This window comes from Microbacterium sp. ARD31 (assembly GCF_031844425.1).
In genome coordinates this window covers 190,453-217,269 of sequence record NZ_JAUZVE010000004.1, presented here as the reverse complement: position 1 = coordinate 217,269, position 26,817 = coordinate 190,453, and the positions used below count along the sequence as shown (strand labels likewise).

Here is a 26,817-nt window from a genome sequence, read left to right as displayed (position 1 = left end):
GAATAGCGACGAGGGCTCCCGCCGTTGGGACCGGTGTGACCGAGAGAATGCGCATCGATGTCTGGAGCGACATCGCCTGCCCCTGGTGCTACATCGGAAAGCGGAACCTGGAACGGGGGATCGCGGAGACCGCGGACGACGAGGATGCCCCTGACGTCGACGTCGTCTACCGCTCCTTCGAACTCTCGCCGGACACGCCCGCGGACTTCGTCGGCGGCGAAGCGGACTACCTCGTCGCCCACAAGGGTGTGACGCATGAGCAGGCGCAGCAGATGCTCGACCGCGTGACGGCGGTGGCCGCCGAGGCGGGGTTGAGCTACCGGTTCGACGCGCTCCATCACACCAACACCGCTCGCGCACACGAGCTGCTGCACTTCGCCAAGGTGCACGGCCGCCAGCGCGAGATGGCCGAGCGACTGATGTCGGCCTACTTCACCGAGGGCAGGCACCTGGGGCGCGATGACGAGCTCGTGGCGCTGGCCGAGGAGGTCGGTCTCGATGCGGCCGAGGCTCGCACCGCGCTCGAAAGCGGACACTTCACCGACGCGGTGCGCGGCGACCAGGCGCAGGCCCAGGCGTACGGGATCACGGGCGTGCCGTTCTTCGTGATCGATGGGAAGTACGGCGTCTCGGGGGCCCAGCCCCCGGCAGCGTTCGCACAGATCGCGCGCCAGGTGTGGGCGGAGCGACGCGAGTCCGCCTCCGTCGAGTGACCGCGGCGGCGGTCAGGAGGCGAGAGCGCCCTCGATCGCCGCGACGATCCGCGGATCGTCCGGCGTCGTGCCGGGACGGAACCGCTGCACGCTGCCGTCGGGCGCGACCAGGAACTTCTCGAAGTTCCACTGGACACGGCCGGCCTTGCCGTCGGCGTCGCGCGCCTCGCGCAGCGCAGTGAACAGCGGCGCAGCCTTCTTGCCGTTGACCTTGACCTTGGCCATCACGGGGAACGTGACACCCCAGGTGGTCGAGCAGTACTCGAGGATCTCGTCGATCGCGCCGGGCTCCTGGCCCATGAACTGGTTGCACGGAAAGCCGACGACGGTGAAACCGCGGTCGGCGTAGGCGCGCTGGAGCTCTTCGAGCTGCGCGTACTGGGGTGTGAGTCCGCAGCGCGAAGCGACATTGACCACGAGCGTCGTCCGCCCGGCGTACTCGTTCAGCGTCGCGGTGCGGCCGTCGGCCGTCTCGAAGGGGATTTCGCGGACATCGGTGGCGATGGCGTCGGTCATGCTCCCAGGCTAAAGGGCCGGGGACGGGTCGGGCCCGCTCCGAGCGCGCACACCGGGGAGTCTGTGAGAATGGACGATGTGTCTGCCGTCATCGCCCCTTCGCGTCCTCTGCGCATCGGACCGATCGCGCTCGACGCCCCGGTCGTGCTGGCCCCGATGGCCGGGATCACGAACACGGCCTTCCGCCGACTCTGTCGCGAATACGGCGCCGGCCTGTATGTGAGCGAGATGATCACGTCCCGCGCGCTGGTCGAGCGCAACGCGACCACCATGCGCCTCATCACGCACCACGAGTCCGAGAAGCCGCGGTCGATCCAGCTCTACGGCGTCGACCCCGTGACCGTCGAGTCTGCGGTGCGGCTGCTGGTCGAAGAGGATCGGGCCGATCACATCGACCTCAACTTCGGCTGCCCCGTGCCCAAGGTCACCCGCAAGGGCGGGGGCGCCGCGCTGCCCTGGAAGCTCGAGCTCTTCCGCGACATCGTCACCCGGGCGGCTCGCGCCGCCGGCGACGTGCCGTTGACGGTGAAGATGCGCAAAGGCATCGACTCGGATCACCTGACGTATCTCGACGCCGGGCGCATCGCCGAGGACGCCGGCGTTGCGGCCGTGGCACTGCACGCGCGAACGGCGGCGGAGTTCTACTCGGGCACGGCGGACTGGAGCGCGATCGCGAAGCTGAAAGAGGCCGTGACCGGCATCCCCGTCCTCGGCAACGGCGACATCTGGTCGGCCGAGGACGCCGCGCGGATGATGACCGAGACCGGATGCGACGGAGTGGTGGTGGGCCGCGGCTGCCTCGGACGCCCGTGGCTGTTCGGAGATCTCGCCCGCGCTCTCGGACAGGGGCCGGCAGCGGGCCCTGTGGATGCGACGCTGGCCTACGTCGCTGCCGCGTTCCGCCGGCATGCCGAGCTCCTCGTCGACTTCTTCGAAGACGAGGGCCGCGGGTGCCGCGACATCCGCAAGCACGTCGCCTGGTACTTCAAGGGATATCCCGTCGGGGGCGACACGCGCGCTCGCCTGGCCACGGTGTCGAGCCTCGCGGAGATCGACGAGCTCCTTGCCACGCTCGATCTGGCCGCGCCGTACCCCGGCGCCGCCGCGGAGGGGCAGCGGGGACGCGCCGGCACGCCCAAGCGCCCCGCGCTCCCCGAGGGCTGGCTGGACTCCCGCGACCTCGCCGAGGGGGGCTCCCGTGAGCTCGCCGAAGCAGAACTCGATCACAGCGGTGGCTGAGGCCGGGGCGCCGGGGGGCGGATTCGAGCGTCCGGGCGGCTACGGTGACGAGGACGCCGCCCGCTTCCACGCCGAGCGCCACCGCTCCCAACGGGACGACTTCGCGCGCGATCGGGCTCGTGTCCTGCACTCGGCGGCGCTGCGCCGACTGGCGGCCAAGACGCAGGTGCTGAGCCCCGCCTCGCCGGCGGACTTCGCCCGCAACCGCCTCACCCACTCGCTGGAGGTCGCCCAGGTGGGTCGGGAGCTGGCGACGTCGCTCCATCTGGCCGCCGACGTCGTCGACACGGCGTGCCTGAGTCACGATCTCGGTCACCCGCCCTTCGGGCACAACGGCGAACGGGCGCTGAACGACTGGGCGGAGGACATCGGCGGCTTCGAGGGGAATGCGCAGACCCTGCGGATCGTCTCGCGGCTGGAGCCCAAGGTCTTCGACGACGATGGTCGCAGCGCCGGACTCAACCTGACACGGGCGAGCCTGGACGCGACGTGCAAGTACCCCTGGACGGCCGCTCATCCGCTCCCGGACCCGGGCGGGCGCTTGAAGTTCGGCGTGTATCCCGAGGACGAGCCCGTCTTCCGATGGATGCGCGAGGGTGCCCCGGGGCGCGTGCGCTGCATCGAGGCGGAGGTGATGGATCTGTCGGATGACATCGCCTACTCGGTGCACGACTTCGAGGACGCCGTCGTCAACGGCTATCTCGACCCGGCCGTGCTCGCCGACACGACGGAGCACGACGCGCTTCTGGACGCCATCCAGACGTGGGTCGGCTTCGACTTCGCGAGGGACGAGCTCGCCGACGCCCTCTACCGGCTGATGCGGATGCCGGAGTGGATCACCGGCTTCGACGGCACGCGGCCGGCCCTCGCCCGCCTGAAGAACCTCACCTCCGACCTCATCGGGCGCTTCGCGCGTGCGGCCACGACCGCCACCAGGGACGCCTACGGCGGGCCCACGCTCACGCGCTATCGCGCGCACGTGGTCGTTCCGCGCGTCGTCGAAGCAGAGATGGCGGTGCTCAAGGGCATCATCGGCGCGGTGGTGGTCTCCATCGACGGGCGCAAGGAGCTCTACCGCGAGCAGCGGCGCGTGCTGAAGCGGCTCGCGACGGCGCTGTGGGACGAGCCGGGCGAACTCGACGCCCTCCACACCGAGGACTTCCGCGCGGCGGCCACGGACGACGCCCGTCGGCGCGTGATCGTGGACCAGGTGGCGAGCCTCACCGACCAGCTCGCGATCGCGTGGCACGGCCGACTCGTCGGGGAGGTGGATGCCGCGTCTCTCGGCATCTGGGCGCCGGGCGCCCGCCCGGGTCGCACTCTCGCCCGCAGGGCGGACTGATGGCGGGCCGCATCCGCCAAGCCGACGTCGACGAGGTGAAGGCGCGCACCAACATCGCCGACATCATCGGCGAACGCGTCGCGCTCAAATCGGCCGGAGTCGGCTCGATGAAAGGCCTGTGTCCGTTCCACGACGAGCGGAGCCCCAGCTTCAACGTCCGACCGCAGGCAGGCTTCTACCACTGCTTCGGCTGTGGCGAGTCCGGCGATGTCTACTCGTTCCTGCGGCGCATGGACCACGTGTCCTTCACCGAGGCGGTGGAGCGCCTGGCCGGCCGGATCGGCTTCGCGCTGCACTACGAAGACGGCGCCGCGGCGCCCGAGACCACGGGCCGCGCACGACTGTACGCGGCCAACGCGGCTGCCGCGGAGTACTTCCGCGGACGACTGTCGTCGCCCGAGGCGGACGCGGCACGGCGCTTCCTGGGCGAGCGGGGCTTCGACGCCGGGGCCGCCGCGCACTTCGGCGTCGGCTACGCGCCCAAGGGCTGGTCGTCCCTGCACCAGGCGCTGCGGGCGCAGGGCTTCAGCGACGAGGAGCAGACCACGGCCGGCCTGCTCTCGCAGGGACAGCGCGGTGTCTACGACCGATTCCGCGGCCGACTGGTGTGGCCCATCCGCGACGTCACGGGCCAGGTGATCGGCTTCGGCGCGCGTCGTCTCTACGACGACGACAACGGGCCCAAGTACCTCAACACCCCTGAGACGACGATCTACAAGAAGGCCCAGGTGCTCTACGGGCTCGACCTGGCCAAGCGCGACATCTCGCGCGAGCATCGCGTCGTGGTCGTCGAGGGCTACACCGACGTGATGGCATGCCACCTGGCCGGTGTCACCACGGCCGTCGCCACGTGCGGAACGGCCTTCGGGGCCGACCACATCACTGTGCTCCGCCGCGTGATGGGCGATGACACGACCGCCGGCGAGGTCGTCTTCACGTTCGACCCCGACGCCGCCGGGCAGAAGGCGGCCCTGCGCGCTTTCGCGGACGCCAAGCGCTTCAACGCGCAGACGTACGTCGCAACCGGACCGGAGGGTCTCGATCCGTGCGACCTGCGGCTCGGACGCGGTGACGGTGCGGTCCGTGCGCTCGTCGAGAAGAAGGTCCCCATGGTGGAATTCGTCCTCGATCAGCGCATCTCGGGGTACGACCTCGCTAGCGTCGAGGGCCGGGTCGGCGCGCTGCGCGCCGCCGCACCCGTCGTCGCCGATCTGCGGGACCCTCTGCTGCAACCGGAGTACGTCCGCGTCCTGGCACGCCGTCTCGGCATGGACACCGAGGACGTGCGCCGCGAGGTCGAACAGGTGGGCCGGGGCGGTCGGCACCAGGATGCGGCCGCGACGGCTGAACCCGCCCCCGGAGAACCGGCGACGCGCGTCACCATCGTGTCACTGCCGCGCACGGCCGAGATCGCGCTGGAGCGGGACGCGCTCATGGGCTTCCTGCAGTTCGGCCATCGGCTGGACCCCGAGTTGGTGTCACGCTCGCTCGCGCAGCCGTTCCGGCATCCTGCGCTGGAGGCCGTTCGCCAGGCCGTGCAGGCGGCCACCGACCGCGACCGGCCCGGATGGGCCGCAGACGCGGTGGGAACCGTGCGTGAGCCCTATCGCTCCCTTGCCGGTCAGCTGCTCGCCGCGGATTTCCCGGCGCTGACCGACGCCGCCGCCGTGGCCTCTGCCACGGACCTGGCCCGACGGATCCTCGTGAGGGGACTCGACCGGGAGAAGTCCGAACTCCTCGGCGCCGTCCAGCGCGTCGCCCCCCAATCCGAAGAGGGGCGGCGGATCCGCCTGCGCCTGCGCGAGGTGGACGTCGAGCGTCAGCGCATCACGACCGACAGCTGAGGGCGACGAGCCCGGCTGGCGCCGGGGCCGGGCCCAGGGCAGGATGAGGACATGCCCCGACGACGCGACGCCGAAGTGGCCATCCGGGCCGACGACCTCTCGATAGCCCGCACGCCCCGCCGGGGGCCCGTGCAGCGCGTCATCGACGGTGTGACATTCGTCCTTCCCCACGCGTCCGCACTCGCGGTGTTCGGCCCCACCGGATCCGGCAAGTCCACCCTGGCAGCCGTCCTCGCCGGCGCGGCCGAGGACGGCCTCGCCGTCGTGGGCGGGGATGCGACGGTGGAAGGCGTGTCGGTGCGCCACCCCGGGCGTCGTCACCGCTACCTGACCTACGCGACGGGGTATCTGCCCCAGTCCGCCGGTGCCAGACTGCCCGCCAGGCTGACGGTGTCGGAGGTCATCGCCGAACCCATCACGGGGCGCGATCGGCGGGTCAATCAGCGTGCTCTCGCCATCCGCGTGGCCGCACTCCTCGACGAGCTCATGCTGCCGCTGGGCAGCGCGGCCAAGTATCCGTACGAACTGAGCGCGGGAATGCGACAGCGCGTCGCGCTCGCGCGGGCGCTGGTCCTGCAGCCACGGCTGCTCGTGGCCGATGAGCCGTTCGCGAATCTCGACATCGAGGTGCGCCGGGCCGCGCGCGAGGCGATCCTGCGACGCCGGTCGGAATCGGCGATGTCCGCGTTCGTCGTCACCAACGACGTCGAGGTGGTGAGTGAGCTCGACGCCGACGTCCTCGTCCTCCGCAAGGGCAACATTGTGGCCTACGGGCACGGCACGAGCGACCTGCTGTGGACCCCCGGTGCCGAGGGCGACCATCGTCTGATCGCGTCGTGACGTACAGACCACCCCTGGAGCTTTGCTAATATGGTGTGGTTGCCCGCGCGAGAGCGCGGACATTCCTCCATAGCTCAATTGGCAGAGCAATCGGCTGTTAACCGATAGGTTCTTGGTTCGAGTCCAAGTGGGGGAGCGAGGCCCCGAGGCTCCACCCTCGGGGCCTTTTTCATGCATCGACCGCGAGTGGGGTGTCCCCCGAACGACCTACAGACACGTGTTCTCGGCGTTCGCCATGCTGATCACGTGAAGCACACCCCCCTCATCCCCTCCCTCGCAGCACTCGCAATCACCGCGCTCGTCCTCGGACCCGCCGCGCCGGCCTGGGCAGCCAAGCCCGGCGGCGGCGGCGGCAAGGGCGGCAGCGGTCAGACCCAACCCGCTCCGTCCCCCGCTCCCGTCCCGACCGTCTCGGGCACCCTCTTCGCGACCAACACCCACGCAGCCGCGCTCGCCGACCACTGGAACCGGTCGCTGCACGACCTCGCCATCGCGGGCGATCAGCTCTACTCGAGCTGGGGCAGCTACGACGACAACATCGGTCCCATCGCGCTGAACTCCCACAGTCTCACCACCGGAGCCCAGACCCACCACCTGACCGTCAACGGCGAGGAGCTCGACGCGCTCCGCGTATACGGCGGCAGCGTCTACACCGGCGACGTCGACCCCAAGGTGGGGTGGACCTCGAACGCCGGCTTCGCGGGCAACGCCGGCGGAGCCTGGGCCTACGCGGCGGCGACGCCGTTCATCCACGTCTTCGATGTCGCGGTGGCCGGGAGCGAGATCTTCCTGGCGGGCAGCATCGTCAACCCCGATCCCGCCGTCTACGGCAAGGCTCCGTATCTCGCCGCCATCAAGAAGTCCTCGGACGGCGGCAAGACGTGGACGATCGCGAAGACCCGGTCGTCGGCCGTCGGCAGCAACGACTTCGACCGGTACTACTGGCTCGCCGTGATCGGCGGAAAGGTCTACGCGTCGGCGACGGTGGTCGACCAGAACGGCATCCGCAACAAGGTGCTGGACGTCTACTCCCGCGGCTCGTGGTCGACCGTCACCCTGCCCACCAGCGTTGCGGCGGGCATCCACGACGCACACACCGTCGTCGCGTTCGGAACCAAGATCGTGGGCAAGTCGATCAACAACAGCGTGTTCGTGTACGACACCGCGGCCAAGGGCAAGCCGAGCACGCAGTCGGCGACGCTCGGCACCGTCCGCGGCGTGATCAGCGACTTCTACGTCGACGGATCGACGATCTACGCGCTCGTGCGCGCCTCGGGCACCACGACCGATGACACCCTCTACTCGTCCAAGGACGGCGTCTCGTGGGCTCCGGTGATGAACATCGACATCCCCGTGCCCAACTGGTTCCACACCTGGCACAACGGCGAGATCACCAGCGAGATGCGCGGCGCGGCGAGCAGCGTGGCCGTGAAGGACGGCGTGTTCTACTTCGGCACGAACATGGGGACGCTCTATCGCGCCACGCGCTGAGCCCTCACGTGGACGTCAGGCGTCGATGTCATCGACTCCTGGCGTCCACGCGTGTCCGGGGCGACCCCAGCCGCGCTTGCGCGCGATCTTCTGAGCGGTCTTCCACTCACCGTCGCCGATCCGGTCGATGTACAGCACACCGTCGAGATGGTCGAACTCGTGCTGCAGGATCCGGGCCCGCCAGCCGTCCACCTCCAGCCGGACGGGGGCGCCTTCGAGGTCGGTCCCGATCACGACGACCTCGTCGGAGCGGCGCAGCGGGAACCGCTCGCCGGGGAAGGACAGACAGCCCTCCGACTCGTCGTCCGGGTCGGGTTCGCCGGGTTCGAACGGACGCATCCACAGCTCGGGGTTGACGACCACCCCCCGCCACGGGGCACCGTCGTCGTCGGGATAGGAATAGGTGAAGATCCGCAGGCCGACTCCCACCTGGGGCGCGGCCAGACCGACGCCGGGCGCGGCATCCATCGTCTCGAACATGTCCTGGACGAGCGTGCGTATGTCATCCGTGATCTCGGCGACAGGCGAAGCGGGGGAATGGAGCACGGGATCGCCCATGATGCGAATCGGAAGAACGGCCACGCCTTGAGCCTATCGAGGGGCTCCGGCCGTTAGGGTTTCTGTCGTGGTGTGGACGGCGAACGAGCTCGAAGAGGTGGGCGACCAGCTCGTCGGCGCCTTCCAGAATCCCGGCATCCTCATCGGGATCCCCCTCGCGCTCCTGGGCGCGATCTTCATGTCCTTCGGCGCGCAGTACCAGCATCGCGGGGTCGTCAAGGTCGAGCAGCTCAGCGGCTCCCTCGCGAGTCAGGGGCTGAGCCGCTCGCAGCTGCTGCGACTGCTCTCGCGACCGTCCTGGGTGATCGGCACGGTGATGCTCGCCGTGGCCATCGTGTGCCAGCTCGCGGCCCTCACCTTCGCGCCCCTCATCGTCGTGCAGCCGCTCGGGGCGATCGCCCTGGTCGTCACGACGCTGCTGAACGCCCGCATCAGCGGTCATTCGCCGACGCGTCGATCGCTCATCGCGATCGCGGCATGCGTCGGCGGCATCTTCGTGTTCGTCACCATCGCGGCGGCCTTCGCCACCGAGAAGCCGGTGTCCAACGCGCAGCTGATCACGATCCTGATCCTCCTGGCTGCGGTCGCGATCGTCTTCAGCGGTCTCTGGGCGTGGTTGCGTCGTCGCATGGGCGCGCTCTTCTACATCATGGCTGCGGGTGTCATCTACGGTTTCGTCGCGACGCTGGCCAAGGTCGTCATCAAGCGCATCCAGGCCGGCGACTTCGAGTGGCTGACCCTCATCTGTCTCGCCGCGCTGGTGATCGGGACCGTGCTCGGCGCCTACTTCGTGCAGACGGCGTACTCGTCCGGACCCCCCGACCTGGTGATCGCGGGGCTCACGGTCATCGACCCCATGGTCGCGATCCTCATCGGCCTGCTCGTGCTGGGCGAGGCCTCGGGCGCGCCGCTCTGGGCGTACATCGCCTTCGGAATCGTCGGCGCGGTGGCGGTGTGGGGCGTGCTCCAGCTCGCCCGCTACCACCCGCAGGTGATCAGCGACAGCCAGGAGATCCCGATCGTGCGGGGAAGCTCCGGCACGGAGGTCGCCCACCCGACGACGGGATCCGTCCGCGTCACCGAGGCGGTCGCGAAGGTATGGCCGGAGCCGCCTGTGCGTGATCCCGAAGTGGACGACCTCGACAAGCGCTGACGCTGCGGAGTCGGCCCCGCGCGTGCTTTAGGCTCGTGGGGGAGGGGCGGTGGCCAAGCTGGTCAAGGCAGCGGGCTCATAACCCGACGATCGTGGGTTCAAGTCCCACCCGCCCTACGCACGCTCCTGCATGGCCTCGCCGATGTAGGAGTACTTCACGAACACCTCCGGCGCCAGACCCGCCTCGTCGAGGACCCCCTGCACGGCCCCCAGCATGTAGCTCGAGTCCCAGCCCATGTACAGGAACGTCTCCTCGTCGAGGCGGTCCCACTGACCGTTCCACGACTGCTCGGTGTACACCGGTCCGCCGCGGCGGCGGCTGTACGCCTGGACGTGCTCACGGGAGTCCGACCACAGCCGCTTGAAGACCCGGTTGAAGAGGTACCTCACGTCCGGCACTTCCCAGTGCTCACCGCAGTACTCCACGTAGGACCACTCGCGCTGCCACCCGCGCGGCCAGCCACGGCGTCGCACCGCGTCGAGGATCGGGGTGAGCCCGTCGTCGTCGATGGGCGCGTCGCCGCGCCGCGGCCAGATCCGGATGAACTCCTCGGTGAGCCGGTCCGAGCGCGTGGCGATGGCCGCCGTACCCCAGGATTCCCGCTCGGCGAGCTCGCGTGTGAGCGCGAGTCCGCTGCGCGCGTAATGCCGCCGCTTGGCCGGGAAGCTCTCGTCGAAGGCGCGCTCGGCGAGATCCGCTTCGAGGAGGACGAGGTTCCCGAGGGTCTGCGCGAGGGCGCGATGACTGTTCTGCTCGTCGTCGGAGTATGCCGACCACGGCCGGTCCCCATCGCCGCTCCACGTGTCGGCGGGCGCGAGGGGAACGATGTGATCGATCTCGACATCCGCGTCGGCGGGTGCCCCCGACAGTCGGTGGAGCACGAAGGACGCGTGCGGCAGCTCGGAGTACTTGAGCGCGACCCGAACCCGGTCGTCGGAGGGAGTGATGCGGGCGACCGCCTGCACGAGGGCGTCGTGCCCGTCTCCGGCGGCCCTGCACAGGCGTGCGGCCAGCCGATCGCTGCGGACCCCGACCACCGCCCGGCGCACCAGCAGGGACTGCACCGTGGCGAGAGTCTCGCGCAGCCGGGCGCGATCCAGCGTGCCGGCGACGTGATCGCGGTACACCCGCATGGTGAGCGGGTACATCCCGCTGCCGAACTCGTTCAGGTGGGCCAGGTCCCGCGACACCTCGTCGTCGGTCGCGCTGCTCGGATCGAGCAGCGTCCGGTAGACCTCGGAGAAGTCGCGCCATTCCGTGGCGAGCTCGCGCAGATCCGCCCACTCCAAGCGGGGGAACTCGGCGCGGAACGCGTCGTAGACGCCGCGTACGCCGTCGTCCGGCGCTTCGCGTCCGGTGCGCATGACCAGGTACTGACGCCAGAAGGCGGCGATGGCCTCGCCGGTGTTCCGTTCGATCGGGAGCCAGTACTCCTCCTCGACCTCACGCTGTTCGGCGTGCGAGAGTCCCATCAGCACGTAGTTGTGGATCAGCTCGTGGTCGCGCAACGGCTCGCCGGTCGAGTTCAAGCTCTCGAAGATCTGCTGTGCGTTGGCGCCCGGCCCCAGGGTGATGGCGACGTGCTCGAGCTTCTGCAGTCCGCGCCAGATGCGTGGAGCCTCCTCCGACGAGATCTGGCTGCGGAAGAACGCGTAGTTGTCGTCGAATCGCGACAGTCGGGAGGCGGCGTGGCCGGACGGCGGTGTGAGCACCACCCTTTCGAACACCGCCGCCCACGCCGGGTGAGGCCGGAGCTTCGTTCGGGCGCCGTCGCCGGCGCGAACCAGGACGCGCTCGAGATCCGCCCCGAGTTCCGGATGCCGGTCCCGCACGGTGTGGTGGAGCGCGGCGACCAGCAGCATGAGGGTCGTGATGCGCTGCTGCCCGTCGATCAGCACGAGCTCGTCACCGCGCGCCGACACGGACGAGAGCACCGATCCGATGAAGTGCATGTGGCGATCATCCAGGTCCGCCACGGCTCGGATGTCCGCCAGCAGCTGCTCGCACGCCCCGATGTCCCAGCGATACTGACGCTGGTAGACCGGTACGACGATCGACCATTCGCCGGAGGACAGCCAGCCGATCGTGTTCACCGCGGTCGCGTCGACGTTCGTGGCTGTGATGGCAGTGACCATGCTCGGGATCGCCTCTCGGTGGTTCGCGACGTCCACTGTAACCGACACGCTCGCCTGGCCCGGGATGGCGCGGATCCCGCGGGTAGGCTTGCCTCAGTGGGGCCTGTTAAAACGTGCTGGCCCGCTGACCGAAAGGCATGATCCGCATGGGTTACATCAAGTCCGCCGCTCTCGATGAGACCGGCTTCGTCGTCCTCGACTCCTACGATCGACCGATCGATCCCAAGGAGTGGCTCGACCTGGAGTACGTCGACTGGAAGTCCTCGGGCGACACGCGATTCGCACCGCTGGCCTCCGCCAAGGGCGAGGTCGAGTGCAACGGCTTCTGGAACCATACGCCGCCGCGCACCGATAAGGACGGCGTCTGGATCGACTCGCAGACCGCCATCGCACCCACTCTCACCGAGCGCGCCATGGAGCCCGGCGCCAATGTCGGGCGCTGCCGCATCATCGAGCTGCAGCCCAACTCCTACGCCGACGCGCTCTACAACCTGCACCAGGACGACAACAACCGGCTCAACCCGGACGGCACCGGCTGGATCGTCCGCGGGTTCTTCAACCTGACCGACGACAAGGACAGCTATTTCGTCCTGCGCGACAACCGCACCGACCCCAGCGTGGAGTACCGCCTGGCGCTGCCCGCGGGCGCGCAGCTGATCGTCGACACGCAGCGGCTCTGGCACGCCGTCCACCACACCGGCGACGCTCCCCGCTACTGCCTCATCACGTCGTGGGAGTCCGGCCCCGAGCTGGACGCCTATATCGAGAAGTACCACGGCCGGCCCACCACCGATTACGTCGAGGTCGACCAGGAGACCCGCGACGCCGGTCAGGCCGAGCAGAACCGCCGGGATGCCGCCCGTGCGGCCTACTACGCGGCGAAGGGCAAGGCCGACCTGCAGGCCATGAGCGAGGCCTGAGCGTCGATCCGCATTCGAGAAGGGGCTCCCGATACACATCGGGAGCCCCTTCTCGAATGACAGGCTTGTGATTCCGGCCGGGCATCGGGATAATGGCCCCAGACAACCGAACACGCCGGTGATCCGTTTCAGGTCGTAGGGGAAGACGTACCTGAAGGAAACGGAGACATCATGGCGACGACGCAGGCGCGCGGAGTGGTCTTCATCCACTCCGCGCCAAGAGCGCTCTGCCCCCACCTCGAGTGGGCGGTCGGGCGCGCCCTCGGTCGTGCGGTCAACTTCGACTGGTCTGATCAACCGGTGCTGGCCGGCAGTCGGCGTGCGGAGTTCTACTGGGAAGGCGCCGCCGGCACCGGCGCGGCCCTGGCCACCGCCATCCGCGGGTGGGAGCATCTGCGCTTCGAGGTGACCGAGGACCCCACGCCGCGCAGCGACGGCGGCCGGTGGCTGCACACGCCGGGGCTCGGCATCCACTACGCCCAGACCGACGCCGCGGGGAACGTCGTCATCGGGGAGGATCGCATCCGGTACGCCATGGAGGTCTCGGCAGGAGATGCCTTCGAGCTGCAGCGCGAGCTCCAGGTCGCGCTGGGTGCCGCGTGGGATGACGAGCTGGAGCCCTTCCGGCACGCCAGCGACGACGCCCCCGTCGTCTGGCTGCACAAGGTCGGATGAGGAGAGAAGTCGGCTGAGGACCGGCCGGCAGGCGAGAGGCACCAGTACCGACGCTCGGAGGTCGACTTCCCGGGCTGCGGGACCGTGTATCACCGCCTGATGCGAAGAAGCCCCCGGGTTCCCCGGGGGCTTCTTCGTGCGCCGAACGTCAGACGGCGGTGAAGGCCGCCACGGCGTTGTGGCCGCCGAAGCCGAAGGAGTTGCTGATGGCCAGCTGGTCGCCGGTTCCGAGAGCGACGGGGGAGCCGGAGATGCGGAACGGCACGTCGGGGTCCTGCGTCGTGATGTTGATCGTCGGCGGGGCCTGGCGGTCCCGCAGCGCGAGGATCGTGAAGAGCGCCTCGAGCGCGCCCGTGCCGCCGAGGAGGTGACCGGTCGACGCCTTGGTGGCTGACACCGGGATCTCGTCGATACGGGAGCCGAAGACCGCCTTGAGCGCCTGGTACTCGTTCGGGTCGCCGACGGGTGTGGATGTCGCATGCGCGTTGATGTGCGTGACGTCGTCGGGCGAAGCACCCGCCATCTCCAGCGCCATCCGTACGGCGCGCGCTGCTCCGTGGCCCTCGGGGTCGTTCGCGGTGATGTGGTACGAATCGGCCGTGACCCCGCCACCGACCACGGCGGCGTAGATCTTCGCTCCGCGGGCACGGGCGTGCTCCTCGGTCTCGAGGATGAGGCAGGCCGCGCCCTCGCCCATGACGAAGCCGTCCCGGTCGACGCTGCACGGTCGCGAGGCGGTGGACGGGTCGTCGTTGCGCCGCGACAGCGCCTGCATCGAGGCGAAGGATGCCACGGTGATGGGGTGGATGGCGGACTCGGTGCCACCCGCGATGACGACGTCCGCGAGGCCCGCACGCAGGTGCTCGACGGCGTTCACGATCGATTCGGTGCTCGAGGCGCACGCGCTGGCGACGGTTCGCGCGAAGGCGCGCGCGCCGAAGTGGAGCGAGAGGTTGCCTGCTGCGGCGTTGGGCATGAGCATGGGAACCGTCATCGGCATGACGCGCCGCGGACCCTTCTCACGCAGGGTGTCCCACGCATCCAGCAGAGTCCAGACACCGCCGATCCCGGTGGCGAAATCGACGCCGAGGCGCTCGGATTCGACCTCGGGGGCTCCCGCGTCCTCCCACGCCTCCATCGCCGCGACGAGCGCGAACTGGGATGCCGGGTCCAGGCGCTTCGCGGTCGGGCGCGGCAGCACCGACTCCGGTCGCACCTTCGCCTCCGCGGCGAAGGTCACGGGAAGCTGGTACTCCTCGACCCAGTCGTGCTCCAGGCTCCGGGCGCCGGAGGTGCCGGCCAGGAGCTCGGACCAGCTTTCCGGTGCGGTGCCGCCGATGGGCGATGTGGCGCCGATGCCGGTGACGACGATGCGGGGAGTGCTCATGCGTGTGGATTCCTCGGTGCAACGGGTGGTATCCCGGTGGGGGCGGATGCCCCCACCGGTGAAGGTCACGCCTGGTGGGACGTGATGTAGGTGACGGCGTCGCCGACGGTCTTGAGGTTCTTCACCTCGTCGTCGGGGATGGTGACGCCGAACTTCTCCTCGGCGTTGACGACGATCGTCATCATCGAGATCGAGTCGATGTCGAGGTCGTCGGTGAACGACTTCTCCATCGCGACCTCGTCGGACGAGATGCCGGTCTCGTCGGTGATGAGCTCGGCGAGTCCGGCGAGGACCTCGTCGTTGGTGAATGCCATGGTTTCTCCTGTTTCTTCGGGGTTCGCGGTCCCGGTCGGGCCGGGAATCAGTCTAGGGTCGGCGATGCGCGGCGTCAGGGAAGCACGACGACCTGAGCGCCGAACACCAGCCCGGCCCCGAAGCCGATCTGCAGGGCCAGCCCGCCGCTGAGCTCGGGGTGCTCCTGCAGCAGCCTGTGGGTGGCCAGCGGAATGGACGCCGCCGAGGTGTTTCCGGTGGTCTCGATGTCTCGGCCGATGACCACCGTCCCGGGCAGTCCCAGCTGTTTGGCGAACTCGTCGATGATCCGCATGTTGGCCTGGTGGGGCACGAACGCGGCGAGATCCGCGGCGGTGACTCCCGCCGCTTCGAGGGCCTGCCGGGCGACCTTGACCATCTCCCACACCGCCCACCGGAACACCGTCGGGCCCTCTTGCCTGAGGGTCGGCCAGGGAGCGCGGCCGTCGCGGAACTCCGTCAGGGTGTGGTTCATGCCGACCGCTTCCGCCTTCGACCCGTCGGATCCCCACACGGTCGGTCCGATCCCGGCGCTGTCGCTGGGCCCGACGACGGCTGCTCCCGCACCGTCGCCCAGGAGGAACGAGATGCTCCGGTCGGCGGGGTCGACGATGTCGCTGAGCTTCTCCGTGCCGATGACGACGGCATACCGAGCGGACCCGGCGCGGATGAGGGCGTCCGCCTGCGCGATGCCGTACGCGAACCCGGCGCAGGCGGCGTTGAGGTCGTAGGCCGCCGCCGGATTCGCGCCGACGCGGTCGGCGACGATGGCGGCGACCGACGGCGTCTGCTTCGGGTTGCTGATGGTCGCGACGATGACCGCGTCGATGTCGCCTGCTGCGACGCCGGACCGTTCGATCGCCTCACGCGCGGCATCCGTGGCCAGGTCGATGGCGTCGGTCTCGGGAATCGCGCGCACGCGCGTCACGATCCCCGTCCGCTGACGAATCCACTCGTCGCTGGAGTCGATGGGCCCGACGAGGTCGTCGTTGGGCACCGCGATCTCACCGCGCGCGGCACCGTAGGCGTAGATGCGGGTGTGGGCGGGGCCGGTCGACTGGACGAGCGTGGGTGTCATGGCGTCTCCGGTCATGCGTCTGGATGGGCGAGGCGGCGGGCCGACGCGAGATCGTCCGGTGTCTTCACCGCGACGGAGGGTACGCCCCGCAGGGCGCGCTTGGCCAGCCCGGTGAGCGTACCCGCCGGCGACAGCTCGATGAGACCGCCCACGCCGGCATCCGAGAATGCCCCCATGCACAGGTCCCAGCGAACGGGAGAGGCCACCTGCTCGACGAGGGCACGGACGAAGTCGCGCCCGCTCGGGACGGCGCTGCCGTCGCGGTTGGTCCAGATGGTCGTCCGAGGGTCCGAGGCCTGGACGGACTCGGCAGCCTCACGCAGACGCTCGACGGCGGGCTCCATGAAGCGCGTGTGGAAGGCGCCCGCCACCGCGAGGGGGATCACCCGGGTCGCGGGGGGAGGAGTCTCGGCGAGGGCGGCGAGGGCGTCGACGCGACCCGCCGCCACCATCTGTCCGCCGCCGTTGTAGTTCGCCGGAGTGAGGTCGAGCTCGCCAAGGCGGGCGACCACGGCATCCTGGTCACCGTCGATGACCGCGCTCATGCCGGTCGCCTGGGCCGTAGCCGCCTCGGCCATCGCACGACCGCGGATACCGACGAGCCGGAGCGCGTCCTCTTCGGAGAGGATGCCGGCGGCGACGGCCGCGGCGAATTCGCCCACGGAGTGGCCGGCGACCCCCTCGACGGCGTCGCGGGCGTCCAGAGCGTTCCACGACAGCAGACTCGCGGCCACGATCAGCGGCTGGGCGACCTGGGTGTCGCGGATCCGCTCGGCATCCCACTCCGTCCCCGCGGCGATGAGGTCCACGCCCGACCAGTCCGAGTAGGCGGCCAGCCGGTCGCGTGCGCCGTCGACGTCGAGCCAGGGAGTGAGGAAGCCGGGGGACTGGGAGCCCTGACCCGGGAACACGGCGATGATCACTCTCACCATCCTGCCAAGGATGCGGATACACCTTCTGGCGATGTCGTCACAAGAATCCCGCTGGCCTTTGTGCGGAGGCGACAGTGCAGATCGAGATGACCGGGCCAGTTTCAGGCCGGTGCCCGCCGCGCCGCCTGCGGGCGCCGGCGTGCGGCATCCGTGCCGATCGAACCCAGGATCAGCGCCGTCTGCAGGATGAGCGCCTCTCGCGGGCCGGTGGCGTCCCAGCCGATCACCTCGGATACGCGCTTGAGCCGATAGCGCACGGTGTTCGGGTGGACGAACAGCTCGCGTGCCGTGGCCTCGAGGGAGCGGCCGTTGTCGAGGTAGGCCCACAGCGTGGCGACGAGGTCGGAGCTGTGCGCCTGGAGGGGCCGGTAGATCCGCTCGACGAGCGTCTGCTTCGCCAGCGGATCACCCGCGAGGGCTCGCTCGGGAAGCAGATCGTCGGCCTCCACGGGACGGGGGGCGTGCCGCCAGGATCGCGCGACGGCGAAGCCCGCCAGGGCCGCGCGGGCGCTCTGACCGGCTTCGACCAGCGCGGGCACGGCCGGACCCAGGACGAGATGACCGCTGCCGAAACCGGGTTCCAGCTGTTTGGCGATCTCGGTGAAGGGCAGCTCCGCCGAGGCCTCGTCGGCCCGGGGCGGTGTCTCGGCGCGGCCCACGACCAGCACCAGACGCGACCCCTGCACGCCGATCAGCACGTCGGCGGCGAGCTTGCGCGCTGTCCGCCGCAGTTGATCGACGTCGAACTGCGGGGGAGTGGTGCCGACCAGAACGGCCACCTCGCCGTGTCCGTGCCAGCCCAGCGCGGCGATGCGGCTCGGGAGCTCCTCATCGGCCTCGCCGGTCAGGATGGAGTCCACCACGAGGGCCTCCAGCCGCGCATCCCACAGCCCACGAGCCTCCGCCGCACGGGCGTAGACGTCGGCGGCGGCGAAGGCGACCTCGCGCGAGTAGAGCAGGATCGCCTCGCGCAGATGCTCGCCCTTGCCCGTCACGCGTTCCTCGGTGACCTCGACGGTCACCCTGATGAGCTGCAGGGTCTGGGTGAGGCTCACGCTGCGCAGCAGCTCGCGGGGCGCGGCGGCGAAGATGTCCGCAGCGATCCAGGGGGTCGACTCGGGGTCGTCGTACCACTGGATGAACGACGTGATGCCCGCCTGGGCCACCAGACCGACAGCCGATCTGCGCGCCGGAGGCATCTCCGCGTACCACGGAAGGGTGTCCTCCAGGCGCTTGATCGTGACGGTCGCGAGGTCACCCGAGATCCGTCGCAGCCAGGCGAGCGTCTCGGGTTTGTCCATCGGTGCCGTGGCGGCGGGCATCGCGCCGATCAGCTCTCGCCGCCCGCGTTGCCGCTCGTGCCCGCGGTCACGTCGTGCAGGCGATACTTCTGGATCGCCTGGCCGGCCAGCGCACGATCGACCGCGCCCTCGGTCGCGAGCGCCTGCAGGGTGCGCACCACGATCGACGGACCATCGATCTTGAAGAAGCGCCGCGCGGCGGCTCGCGTGTCCGAGAACCCGAATCCGTCGGCGCCGAGCGTGACGAACTGGTGCTGAACCCACGGGCGGATCTGATCCTGGACCGCGTGCATGAAGTCGCTGACCGCGACCACCGGGCCGGGGGTGCCGGCGAGCTTCTGCGTGATGTAGGCCGAGCGCGGCTCCTCGTCCGGGTGGAGGAAGTTGTGCTCGTCGGCGGCCAGACCGTCGCGGCGCAGTTCGGTCCACGACGTGACCGACCAGACGTCCGCCTGCACTCCCCAGTCGTCACGCAGCAGCTGCTGCGCCTCGAGCGCCCAGGGCACACCCACGCCCGAGGCGAGGATCTGCGCCCGCGGACCGTCGCCCTCGGGCGACGAGATGCGATGGATGCCGCGCACGATGCCTTCGACGTCCACACCTTCCGGCTCGGCCGGCTGAACGATGGGCTCGTTGTACACCGTGAGGTAGTACATGACGTTGGGGTCGGGGTGCTCGCCGCCGTACATGCGCTGGATGCCGTCGCGGACGATGTGGGCGATCTCGTAGCCGTAGGCCGGGTCGTACGACACCGTCGCGGGGTTGGTCGACGCGAGCAGGTGGGAGTGCCCGTCGGCGTGCTGCAGGCCCTCGCCGGTCAACGTGGTGCGACCGGCCGTCGCGCCGATGATGAACCCTCGGGCCATCTGGTCGCCCGCGGCCCACTGCGCGTCGCCCGTGCGCTGGAAGCCGAACATCGAGTAGAAGACGTAGACGGGGATCAGCGGCTCGCCGTGCGTGGCGTACGACGTTCCCGTGGCGGTGAAGGCCGCCACGGCTCCGGCCTCGTTGATGCCCACGTGCATGATCTGGCCCTGCGGGCTCTCCTTGTAGGCAAGAAGGAGCTCGCGGTCGACCGAGGTGTAGTTCTGGCCGTGCGGGTTGTAGATCTTGGCGGTGGGGAAGTACGCGTCCATTCCGAACGTGCGGGCCTCGTCGGGGATGATCGGCACGATGCGGTGGCCGAAGTCCTTCGCGCGCAGCAGGTCCTTCAGCAGACGGACGAATGCCATCGTGGTGGCGATCTCCTGCGTGCCGGAGCCCTTCTTCGGCAGCGCGTAGGCGGCGTCACCCGGAAGCTCCAGGCCGACGTGGTGGCTACGGCGCTCCGGGAGGAAACCGCCGAGCGCACGTCGACGCTCGAGCATGTACTGGATCGTCTCGTCCTGCTCGCCCGGGTGGTAGTACGGCGGCTGGTAGGGATTCTCCTCCAGCTGCTCGTCCGTGATCGGGATGCGCATGGAATCGCGGAAGTGCTTCAGGTCCTCGAGCGTCATCTTCTTCATCTGGTGGGTCGCGTTCCGACCCTCGAAGTGGTGCCCGAGCCCGTAGCCCTTGATCGTCTTGGCGAGGATGACCGTGGGCTGACCCTTGTGCTCGACCGCGGTCTTGTAGGCGGCGTAGACCTTCTGGTAGTCCAGTCCGCCGCGGCGGAGCTTGCCCCAGATGTCGTCGTCCGACCAGTCCTTCACCAGCTGTGCTGTGCGCTCGTCACGGCCGAAGAAGTGCTCGCGGATGAATGCGCCGTCCTCGGCGCGGTAGGTCTGGAAGTCGCCGTCGGGCGTCGTGTTCATCAGTCGCACGAGGGCGCCTTCGGGGTCCTGCGAGAGCAGTTCGTCCCAGCCGCGACCCCACACCACCTTGATGACGTTCCAGCCGGCGCCGCGGAAGAAGCTCTCCAGCTCCTGGATGATCTTGCCGTTGCCGCGCACCGGTCCGTCGAGGCGCTGCAGGTTGCAGTTGACCACGAAGGTCAGGTTGTCCAGACCCTCGTTGGCGGCGACCTGGAGCTGCCCGCGGCTCTCGACCTCGTCCATCTCGCCGTCGCCGAGGAAAGCCCACACGCGGGAGGACGACAGGTCCTTGATACCGCGGTTGGTGAGGTACTTGTTGGTCATCGCCTGGTAGATGGCGTTGATCGGGCCGAGGCCCATCGAGACCGTCGGGAACTGCCAGTACTCCGGCATGAGCCGCGGGTGGGGATAGGACGGGATGCCGTCCGGCGCCTTGGACTTCTCCTGGCGGAACCCGTCGAGCTGCTCGGCGGTGAGGCGTCCTTCGAGGAAGGAGCGCGCATAGATGCCGGGCGACGCATGGCCCTGGATGAAGACCTGGTCTCCGCCCGAGGGGTCGTCCAGCCCGCGGAAGAAATGGTTGAACCCGACTTCGTAGAGCGAGGCCGACGACGCGTACGTCGAGATGTGGCCACCCACGCCGATGCCCGGGCGCTGGGCGCGGTGCACCGTGAGCGCCGCGTTCCAGCGGATCCAGCGACGGTAGCGCCGCTCGAGCTCTTCGTCACCGGGGAACTCGGGCTCGCGGTCCACCGTGATGGTGTTGATGTAGTCCGTCGTCGGGACCTGCGGAACGTTGAGCTGCAGATCGTGCGAGGACTGCAGAAGGCTGAGCATGATCTCGCGCCCGCGCCCTCGACCCTTCGCCTGAACGAGCTGCTGGAGGGACTCCTGCCACTCCGACGTCTCTTCGGGATCGCTGTCGAGGGGTTCCTGCGAGTACGGATCCTGATCGTTGACAGTCACAGAAGACCTTTCGTCGTCTGGCAGATCATGCCAGGTAATCGCAACCGGTGCGGCCCTGCCGTTGTTCGCGAGCGACAACGCACCGTCCATCAGCCTAGCGAGTCGGCGGCGTCGTCGAGGCCGACCGTGTCACTCTCGTAGACTTCCTCCCGGGGGCCTTTAGCTCAGCTGGTAGAGCGCCACGTTTACACCGTGGATGTCGTCGGTTCGATCCCGGCAGGGCCCACTCGACGCAGCCGCGGGGCCGGGTAGGTTGGTTGCGTGAACGCCAGCCCAGAAGACCAGCGCCGTCTCGTCGACCTCGCCGACCTCGATGCCCGCATCCGGCAGGCCGAGCACGCGCGGCGCAACCCGCCGCAGGCGGCCAAGGTGCAGGAGCTGCTCGCCCATCGCCAGCGCCTGTCGCAGGAGCTGACGATCCGCCTCGGTATGCGCGACGATCTGCGCACCGAGCTGTCGCGCATCGAGTCCGACGTGGCCGTGGTCGACGCCCGCAGCGCGCGCGATGCGCAGCGGCTGGCCGCATCCTCCAACTCCAAGGAGGCGCAGGGGCTCGAGAGCGAACTGGCATCGCTGGCGCGTCGCAAGAGCGACCTCGAAGACGCCGAGCTCGAGGTCATGGAGAAGCTCGAACAGGCCGAACGCGCCGTGACCGAGCAGGAGCAGCTGATCGCGCAGACCAACGCCGAGGGCGCATCGCTGAGCGCCGAGGCGAAGCGCGTCGTCGCCGAAGCCGACACCGCATACGATGCGGCGACGCGAGACCGCGCTGCTCTGGCGCAGAACGTTCCGGCGGCGCTGATGGCGATGTACGAGCGCATCGCCGCACGGGGGACGGGCGCCGCGCCGCTGGTCGCCCGGACATGCGGAGGGTGCCGAATGGTGCTTTCGGGCACGGACCTCAACCTGATCCGGCAGGCTTCGGACGACACGGTCGTGACGTGCCCGGAGTGCGGCTGCATCCTCGTCCGCTCTGACGAATCGGGCCTGTGAGGGGCGAGGACCGGTACGCGCACCGAGGTGGCTGAGCAGGTCCGTATCGTCCTGGGCCGCGACGGCTCGCGGGTCGCCGCCCTCACGATGGGCGCGGGCGGCGTGAACGCCCAGGCGAGCGTGGACCTGGAGGAGCTGCCGGCCTGGGTCGCCGAGCGCGAGCGCCGCGGCGGCATCCGGTGGATCTGGAACGACACGGTCGATTGGTATCCCGGTCTGCTGGAGGCGGGCGTGCGGGTGGCTCGGTGCCAGGACCTCCGGTTGACCCACGCCATCCTGCGCCACGCCGCCGGCGTGGCGAGCACGGGGATCATGCGCGGCTCCGGCGAGTGGGATGCGCCGCCTGCGGGGCGCCATGACGCAGGCACGGCCTTGTTCTCGCTCGCGGACTGGCCCGCACGAACCGGGGTCCCCGCGGACGTGAGCGCCGCCCACGCCGAGTTCGCCCGGCAGCAGGACGCCGTGGCCACGTCGCGGGACCCGGGACGTCTGCGCCTGCTCGTGGCGGCCGAGTCGGCAGGGGCGCTCGTGGCGGCCGAGATGACCGCGGCAGGGCTGCCGTGGGACCGGCACGCTCACGATGACATCCTCACCGGAGTGCTGGGGGAGCGATCGGCAACGGGGGTGCCCGCTCACCTCGCGGATGCCGCAGGACGCGTCCGGGCGGCGCTCGGTGATCCGAACGTCCGCCTCGATTCGCCGGTGCAGCTGCTCCGGTCGCTCCGACGTGCCGGACTGTCGGTGGAATCCACCGGCAGGTGGGAGCTCGCGCAGCACGATCACCCCGCCATTCCACCGCTGCTGGAGTACAAGCGCCTCGCCCGCCTGATGAGCGCGAACGGCTGGGCTTGGCTCGACGAGTGGGTGCGGGACGGCCGATTCCGCCCCGTGTTCATCCCCGGCGGTGTCGTCACGGGACGCTGGGCATCCGCAGGCGGGGGCGCGCTCCAGCTTCCGCGACAGCTGCGTCCCGCCGTGCGCGCCGATGCGGGCTGGATGCTCGTCGTCGCCGACGTGGCACAGCTCGAGCCCCGCGTCCTGGCGGGGATGAGCGGCGACCGGGGGCTCGCAGAGGCGGCCCGCGGGCGCGACCTGTACGAAGGGATCGTCGCCACGACGGCCATCACCGAGCGCGCCGACGCGAAGATGGCGCTCCTCGGTGCCATGTACGGCGCCACCAGCGGGACCTCCGGGCGGCTTGCTCCGCAGCTGCGTCGGTCGTTCCCCCGTGCGATGGCGATGGTGGATGCCGCGGCCGCGCGCGGCGAGGACGGGGGAGTGGTCAGCACGCTGCTCGGTCGCACATCACCCGCACCGGACCCCCGCTGGCTCGAGGAGCAGCGGCGCGCGAGCGAAGACGGCGCGACGCCGGCGGAGATCTCCCGCTCGCGGTCTCGCGCGCGTGACCGTGGACGCTTCACCCGGAACTTCATCGTGCAGGGGACGGCGGCGGAGTGGGCGCTGGCATGGCTCGCCGATCTGCGGGCGGAACTGGCCCAGGCGCCCGCGGCGATGACCGAGGCGACGCTGTCGGGGCCGGTCTTCGGCAGACGGCCGCACCTGGCGTTCTTCCTCCACGACGAGGTGATCGTCCACACCCCCGCCGAGCAGGCCGACGCCGTGGCCGCGCAGGTCCGCCGGAGTGCGGAGCGCGCCGGGCGTCTGCTGTTCGGAGACTTCCCGATCGACTTCCCGCTCGATGTGCGGGTGAGCCGCACAGCCGAAGCGAAGTGAGGCCCCACGCGGGCGACTAGACTCGGCCTCGCGAATGGGTCGGCTGGACGGTCGCGTCACCCGCGGTTCGCCGCGGGTGCCGAGGAACGTCCGGGCTCCGCAGGGCAGGGCGGTGGGTAACACCCACCCGGAGCGATCCGCGAGACAGTGCCACAGAGAGCAGACCGCCCGGCTTCGGCCGGGTAAGGGTGAAAGGGTGGTGTAAGAGACCACCGGGGTCGCGGTGACGCGACCCGCACGGCAAACCTCGCCCGGAGCAAGGCCAGACAGGGGATGATGACGCGGCCCGCCGAGTCCCCGGGTAGGCCGCTGGAGCGGCACGGCAACGTGTCGCCGAGAGAGATGACCGTCCACGGGGCGCAAGCCTCCGGACAGAACCCGGCGTACAGGCCGGCCCATTCGCTTCTCAGCCGGCGGTGTCGTCCCGCAGTGCCCGCGCCCCCAGCAGCGACAGCGCAGCGGCGCCGATGATCCCGGCGTTGTTGCGGTGGACCGCGGGAACAATGGGCGTGGCCAGCTTCAGCAGCGGGAGGAACTTGCCAGCGTGCTTGGACACGCCGCCGCCGACGATGAACAGATCGGGACTGAAGAGGAACTCGATGTGGCTGTAGTACCACTGCAGCCGCTCGGCCCACGCCTCCCAGGACAGCTCGTCACGCTCCATCGCGGAGTAGGCGGCGTACGCCTCGGCGTCCCTCCCGTGCTCCGCGCGCTGAACGTGGCCGAGCTCGGAGTTCGGGATGAGAACCCCGTCGTACAGCAGCGCCGACCCGATGCCGGTACCGAGGGTGGTCAGGATCGTGAGCCCGTCCTGGTCCTTCGCGGCGCCGTACCTCAACTCGGCTATCCCCGCCACGTCGGCGTCGTTAGCGAAATGGATGTCGCGGCCCAGCCCGTCTTCGAAGAACTTCTCGGCTTCGAAGCCGATCCATGCGTCGGAGACGTTGGCGGCGGACAGGGTGCGACCGCGCTTCACGATGGCCGGGAAGGCGACGCCGAGCGCGATGGAGGCATCCGTGACGCCGAGCCGATCGAGGACGCCTCGTACCGCCTGGAGCACGTCGGCGGGCTCCGCGCCCGCCGGAGTCGCGACCTTCACGCGGTCCGAGATCAGCCGGCCTCCGGCGAGGTCCACCAGACCCGCTTTGATGCCGGTGCCGCCGATGTCCACGCCGACCGCGTGCGTCGCATGAGATGCCATGTCGTCCAGCCTATCCAGCGCGGTGGTGCCCATCAGTAGGATCGATGCATCGGCCCGAAGGCGGCGCCGGGAGGGGGAGCCATGAGCGGCGACAGCGAGAAGTACTGGTACAACCTGACCACCGGACAGGTCGAGCGGGGGTTCGAGTCGCCTGCGGTGGATCGCGCCGGCCCCTTCGACACCGAAGACGAGGCCCGGCGGGCTCCGGACATCCTGCGAGAGCGCTCGCGCGCGTGGGCCGAGGAAGAGGCGCGGGACGACTCCTGGGGTCCTGCCGGGCGCGGCGGCGCGTCGGGGGATGCCGACGGCGACCAGTAGTCTGGCTGAAGCCGGTCCGGCACGGGAGAGGATGCAATGGACAAGCAGCGCGACTTCGTTCTTCGGACCATCGAGGAACGAGGAGTCAAGTTCGTCCGTCTGTGGTTCACGGACGTCATCGGGACGCTGAAGTCGGTGGCGATCGCCCCGGCCGAGGTGGAGGGCGCCTTCGCCGAAGGCCTCGGCTTCGACGGGTCGGCCATCGAGGGCCTCACCCGCTCCTATGAGTCCGACCTCCTCGCCCACCCCGACCCGACGACGTTCCAGACGCTGCCGTGGCGCGGTGAGATCGACCCGACGGCGCGGATGTTCTGCGACATCACCACCCCCGACGGTCAGCCCGCGGTGGCCGATCCCCGCAACGTCCTCAAGCGTGCGCTCGCGCGAGCAGCCGACGCGGGCTTCACCTTCTACACCCACCCCGAGATCGAGTTCTATCTTCTGAAGTCCTCGACCTACGGACCCGAGGGCCCCGTTCCCGTGGACTCGGCGGGATACTTCGACAACGTCCCCGGGGGCACCGCGCACGACTTCCGTCGCCGTTCGGTGCGGATGCTGGAGGATCTCGGGATCTCGGTCGAGTTCAGCCACCACGAGGGCGGACCGGGCCAGAACGAGATCGATCTGCGCTACGCGGACGCGCTCGCGACGGCCGACAACATCATGACCTTCCGCACCGTCATCAAAGAGGTGGCGATCGAGCAGGGCGTCTACGCCACCTTCATGCCCAAACCGCTCGGCGGGCAGCCCGGCAGCGGCATGCACACCCACATGTCGCTCTTCGAGGGAGACGTCAACGCCTTCTACGAGGAGGGCGCGCAATATCAGCTGTCGAAGGTCGGTCGCCACTTCATCGCCGGCCTCCTGCGCCACGCGAACGAGATGGCGGCGGTGACCAACCAGTTCGTGAACTCCTACAAGCGGATCTGGGGTGGCGACGAGGCCCCGAGCTTCATCTGCTGGGGGCACAACAACCGCTCCGCGCTCGTGCGCGTTCCGATGTACAAGCCGAACAAGGGCCAGTCCTCACGGGTCGAGTACCGCGGCCTCGACTCCGCGGCGAATCCCTACCTGTCGTACGCGCTCCTGCTGTCGGCCGGTCTCAAGGGCATCGAGGAGGAGTACGAGCTCCCGCTCGAGGCCGAAGACAACGTCTGGTCGCTCACGGATGCCGAGCGGCGTGCACTCGGCTACGCGCCGCTTCCGGCGAGCCTGGACCATGCTCTGGAGTACATGGAGGAGTCCGAGCTGGTCGCCGAGACGCTCGGCGAGCAGGTCTTCAACTACGTCCTTCTGAACAAGCGTCGCGAGTGGGAGCAGTACCGCGCGCAGGTCACCCCCTTCGAGCTGAAGAGCAACCTCGAGATGCTCTGAG

Annotated in this window: 23 protein-coding genes, 3 tRNA genes and 1 other RNA gene; 17 read left to right on the top strand and 10 right to left on the bottom strand. The window is 69.6% G+C overall.

What is annotated here, in order from left to right:
• The first annotated feature begins 47 nt into the window (after positions 1-47).
• Complete coding sequence (locus Q9S36_RS14605) at positions 48-713, top strand: DsbA family protein (protein ID WP_396653767.1); 666 nt, start codon at positions 48-50, stop codon at positions 711-713.
• Positions 714-725: 12 nt separating this feature from the next.
• Here the strand turns inward: Q9S36_RS14605 and Q9S36_RS14600 are convergent, their stop codons facing one another.
• Complete coding sequence (locus tag Q9S36_RS14600) at positions 726-1,229, bottom strand: glutathione peroxidase (protein ID WP_311285728.1); 504 nt, start codon at positions 1,227-1,229, stop codon at positions 726-728.
• Positions 1,230-1,298: 69 nt separating this feature from the next.
• On the opposite strand from Q9S36_RS14600, the gene dusB reads away from it, so the two are divergent.
• From dusB to Q9S36_RS14570, 6 genes are all read left to right on the top strand, one after another.
• Positions 1,299-2,468 carry a tRNA dihydrouridine synthase DusB gene (dusB, locus tag Q9S36_RS14595; protein WP_311285727.1) on the top strand — a complete coding sequence of 390 codons (1,170 nt, stop codon included), beginning with the start codon at positions 1,299-1,301 and terminating at the stop codon, positions 2,466-2,468.
• Positions 2,461-3,810 (top strand): deoxyguanosinetriphosphate triphosphohydrolase, encoded by a 1,350-nt coding sequence (locus Q9S36_RS14590; protein ID WP_311285890.1) that lies wholly within the window; start codon positions 2,461-2,463, stop codon positions 3,808-3,810. Before dusB ends, Q9S36_RS14590 begins: the two co-directional genes overlap by 8 nt.
• The gene (gene dnaG / locus Q9S36_RS14585; RefSeq protein WP_311285726.1) at positions 3,810-5,654 is read left to right on the top strand and encodes a DNA primase; all 1,845 of its coding nucleotides are present in this window, start codon (positions 3,810-3,812) and stop codon (positions 5,652-5,654) included. The genes Q9S36_RS14590 and dnaG overlap by 1 nt, the downstream gene beginning before the upstream one ends.
• Positions 5,655-5,705: 51 nt before the next feature.
• Positions 5,706-6,494: an ATP-binding cassette domain-containing protein gene (locus Q9S36_RS14580; protein WP_311285725.1), complete on the top strand. Its 789-nt coding sequence runs from the start codon at positions 5,706-5,708 to the stop codon at positions 6,492-6,494.
• Positions 6,495-6,557: 63 nt separating this feature from the next.
• Positions 6,558-6,630: transfer RNA gene (locus Q9S36_RS14575), tRNA-Asn, on the top strand.
• Positions 6,631-6,740: 110 nt separating this feature from the next.
• Complete coding sequence (locus Q9S36_RS14570; RefSeq protein WP_311285724.1) at positions 6,741-7,985, top strand: hypothetical protein; 1,245 nt, start codon at positions 6,741-6,743, stop codon at positions 7,983-7,985.
• 15 nt (positions 7,986-8,000) lie between these two features.
• Here the strand turns inward: Q9S36_RS14570 and def are convergent, their stop codons facing one another.
• Positions 8,001-8,567 (bottom strand): peptide deformylase, encoded by a 567-nt coding sequence (gene def / locus Q9S36_RS14565; protein WP_311285723.1) that lies wholly within the window; start codon positions 8,565-8,567, stop codon positions 8,001-8,003.
• Positions 8,568-8,610: 43 nt separating this feature from the next.
• Between def and Q9S36_RS14560 the strand changes: the two genes are divergently transcribed.
• Complete coding sequence (locus tag Q9S36_RS14560) at positions 8,611-9,696, top strand: DMT family transporter (RefSeq protein WP_311285722.1); 1,086 nt, start codon at positions 8,611-8,613, stop codon at positions 9,694-9,696.
• Positions 9,697-9,739: 43 nt separating this feature from the next.
• Positions 9,740-9,813: transfer RNA gene (locus Q9S36_RS14555), tRNA-Ile, on the top strand.
• Here the strand turns inward: Q9S36_RS14555 and Q9S36_RS14550 are convergent.
• Positions 9,811-11,832: a DUF262 domain-containing protein gene (locus Q9S36_RS14550; RefSeq protein ID WP_311285721.1), complete on the bottom strand. Its 2,022-nt coding sequence runs from the start codon at positions 11,830-11,832 to the stop codon at positions 9,811-9,813. The genes Q9S36_RS14555 and Q9S36_RS14550 overlap by 3 nt on opposite strands.
• 146 nt (positions 11,833-11,978) lie before the next feature.
• Here Q9S36_RS14550 and Q9S36_RS14545 point away from each other — a divergent pair, with 146 nt between their 5' ends.
• Together Q9S36_RS14545 and Q9S36_RS14540 are read left to right on the top strand one after the other, a co-directional pair.
• Positions 11,979-12,752 (top strand): hypothetical protein, encoded by a 774-nt coding sequence (locus tag Q9S36_RS14545; protein WP_251449725.1) that lies wholly within the window; start codon positions 11,979-11,981, stop codon positions 12,750-12,752.
• A gap of 171 nt (positions 12,753-12,923) precedes the next feature.
• On the top strand, positions 12,924-13,427 hold the full coding sequence (locus Q9S36_RS14540; RefSeq protein ID WP_251449724.1) for a DUF3145 domain-containing protein: 504 nt from the start codon (positions 12,924-12,926) through the stop codon (positions 13,425-13,427).
• Between the two features lie 148 nt (positions 13,428-13,575).
• Here Q9S36_RS14540 and Q9S36_RS14535 read toward each other — a convergent pair whose 3' ends face one another.
• The 6 genes from Q9S36_RS14535 to aceE form a co-directional block, all read right to left on the bottom strand.
• Entirely contained in the window at positions 13,576-14,814 is a 1,239-nt protein-coding gene (locus Q9S36_RS14535; protein ID WP_311285720.1) for a beta-ketoacyl-[acyl-carrier-protein] synthase family protein, read from the bottom strand.
• Positions 14,815-14,879: 65 nt separating this feature from the next.
• Positions 14,880-15,128 (bottom strand): acyl carrier protein, encoded by a 249-nt coding sequence (locus Q9S36_RS14530; protein WP_251449722.1) that lies wholly within the window; start codon positions 15,126-15,128, stop codon positions 14,880-14,882.
• Positions 15,129-15,202: 74 nt separating this feature from the next.
• Entirely contained in the window at positions 15,203-16,204 is a 1,002-nt protein-coding gene (locus Q9S36_RS14525; protein ID WP_311285719.1) for a beta-ketoacyl-ACP synthase III, read from the bottom strand.
• Positions 16,205-16,215: 11 nt separating this feature from the next.
• Positions 16,216-17,127 (bottom strand): ACP S-malonyltransferase, encoded by a 912-nt coding sequence (locus tag Q9S36_RS14520; protein ID WP_311285889.1) that lies wholly within the window; start codon positions 17,125-17,127, stop codon positions 16,216-16,218.
• Between the two features lie 110 nt (positions 17,128-17,237).
• On the bottom strand, positions 17,238-18,458 hold the full coding sequence (locus Q9S36_RS14515) for a CdaR family transcriptional regulator (protein ID WP_251449719.1): 1,221 nt from the start codon (positions 18,456-18,458) through the stop codon (positions 17,238-17,240).
• A gap of 8 nt (positions 18,459-18,466) precedes the next feature.
• Entirely contained in the window at positions 18,467-21,196 is a 2,730-nt protein-coding gene (gene aceE / locus Q9S36_RS14510; RefSeq protein ID WP_251449718.1) for a pyruvate dehydrogenase (acetyl-transferring), homodimeric type, read from the bottom strand.
• Positions 21,197-21,349: 153 nt separating this feature from the next.
• Between aceE and Q9S36_RS14505 the strand changes: the two genes are divergently transcribed.
• The 4 genes from Q9S36_RS14505 (at position 21,350) to rnpB (ending at position 24,325) form a co-directional block, all read left to right on the top strand.
• Positions 21,350-21,422, top strand: a tRNA-Val gene (locus Q9S36_RS14505).
• A 35-nt stretch (positions 21,423-21,457) separates the two neighbouring features.
• The gene (locus Q9S36_RS14500; RefSeq protein ID WP_311285718.1) at positions 21,458-22,189 is read left to right on the top strand and encodes a C4-type zinc ribbon domain-containing protein; all 732 of its coding nucleotides are present in this window, start codon (positions 21,458-21,460) and stop codon (positions 22,187-22,189) included.
• Positions 22,190-22,216: 27 nt separating this feature from the next.
• A complete protein-coding gene (locus tag Q9S36_RS14495; RefSeq protein WP_311285717.1) occupies positions 22,217-23,923 on the top strand; it encodes a bifunctional 3'-5' exonuclease/DNA polymerase in 1,707 nt (568 codons plus the stop codon).
• A 35-nt stretch (positions 23,924-23,958) separates the two neighbouring features.
• Positions 23,959-24,325, top strand: an RNA gene (rnpB, locus tag Q9S36_RS14490) — RNase P RNA component class A.
• A 4-nt stretch (positions 24,326-24,329) separates the two neighbouring features.
• On the opposite strand, the gene ppgK is transcribed toward rnpB, so the two are convergent.
• Entirely contained in the window at positions 24,330-25,124 is a 795-nt protein-coding gene (gene ppgK / locus Q9S36_RS14485) for a polyphosphate--glucose phosphotransferase (RefSeq protein WP_311285716.1), read from the bottom strand.
• An 81-nt stretch (positions 25,125-25,205) separates the two neighbouring features.
• Between ppgK and Q9S36_RS14480 the strand changes: the two genes are divergently transcribed.
• Positions 25,206-25,442 (top strand): SPOR domain-containing protein, encoded by a 237-nt coding sequence (locus tag Q9S36_RS14480; protein WP_311285715.1) that lies wholly within the window; start codon positions 25,206-25,208, stop codon positions 25,440-25,442.
• A gap of 36 nt (positions 25,443-25,478) precedes the next feature.
• On the top strand, positions 25,479-26,816 hold the full coding sequence (locus Q9S36_RS14475; RefSeq protein ID WP_251449714.1) for a glutamine synthetase family protein: 1,338 nt from the start codon (positions 25,479-25,481) through the stop codon (positions 26,814-26,816).
• Position 26,817 lies beyond the last annotated feature (1 nt).

Coding starts and splice junctions, on each gene's coding strand:
- Q9S36_RS14550 (WP_311285721.1), bottom strand. CDS start 11,832: ATGGTCACTGCCATCACAGCCACGAACGTCGACGCGACCGCGGTGAAC.
- Q9S36_RS14535 (WP_311285720.1), bottom strand. CDS start 14,814: ATGAGCACTCCCCGCATCGTCGTCACCGGCATCGGCGCCACATCGCCC.
- Q9S36_RS14600 (WP_311285728.1), bottom strand. CDS start 1,229: ATGACCGACGCCATCGCCACCGATGTCCGCGAAATCCCCTTCGAGACG.
- dnaG (WP_311285726.1), top strand. CDS start 3,810: ATGGCGGGCCGCATCCGCCAAGCCGACGTCGACGAGGTGAAGGCGCGC.
- Q9S36_RS14580 (WP_311285725.1), top strand. CDS start 5,706: ATGCCCCGACGACGCGACGCCGAAGTGGCCATCCGGGCCGACGACCTC.
- Q9S36_RS14475 (WP_251449714.1), top strand. CDS start 25,479: ATGGACAAGCAGCGCGACTTCGTTCTTCGGACCATCGAGGAACGAGGA.
- Q9S36_RS14515 (WP_251449719.1), bottom strand. CDS start 18,458: ATGCCCGCCGCCACGGCACCGATGGACAAACCCGAGACGCTCGCCTGG.
- Q9S36_RS14540 (WP_251449724.1), top strand. CDS start 12,924: ATGGCGACGACGCAGGCGCGCGGAGTGGTCTTCATCCACTCCGCGCCA.
- Q9S36_RS14525 (WP_311285719.1), bottom strand. CDS start 16,204: ATGACACCCACGCTCGTCCAGTCGACCGGCCCCGCCCACACCCGCATC.
- dusB (WP_311285727.1), top strand. CDS start 1,299: ATGGACGATGTGTCTGCCGTCATCGCCCCTTCGCGTCCTCTGCGCATC.
- Q9S36_RS14545 (WP_251449725.1), top strand. CDS start 11,979: ATGGGTTACATCAAGTCCGCCGCTCTCGATGAGACCGGCTTCGTCGTC.
- Q9S36_RS14530 (WP_251449722.1), bottom strand. CDS start 15,128: ATGGCATTCACCAACGACGAGGTCCTCGCCGGACTCGCCGAGCTCATC.
- ppgK (WP_311285716.1), bottom strand. CDS start 25,124: ATGGCATCTCATGCGACGCACGCGGTCGGCGTGGACATCGGCGGCACC.
- Q9S36_RS14480 (WP_311285715.1), top strand. CDS start 25,206: ATGAGCGGCGACAGCGAGAAGTACTGGTACAACCTGACCACCGGACAG.
- Q9S36_RS14605 (WP_396653767.1), top strand. CDS start 48: ATGCGCATCGATGTCTGGAGCGACATCGCCTGCCCCTGGTGCTACATC.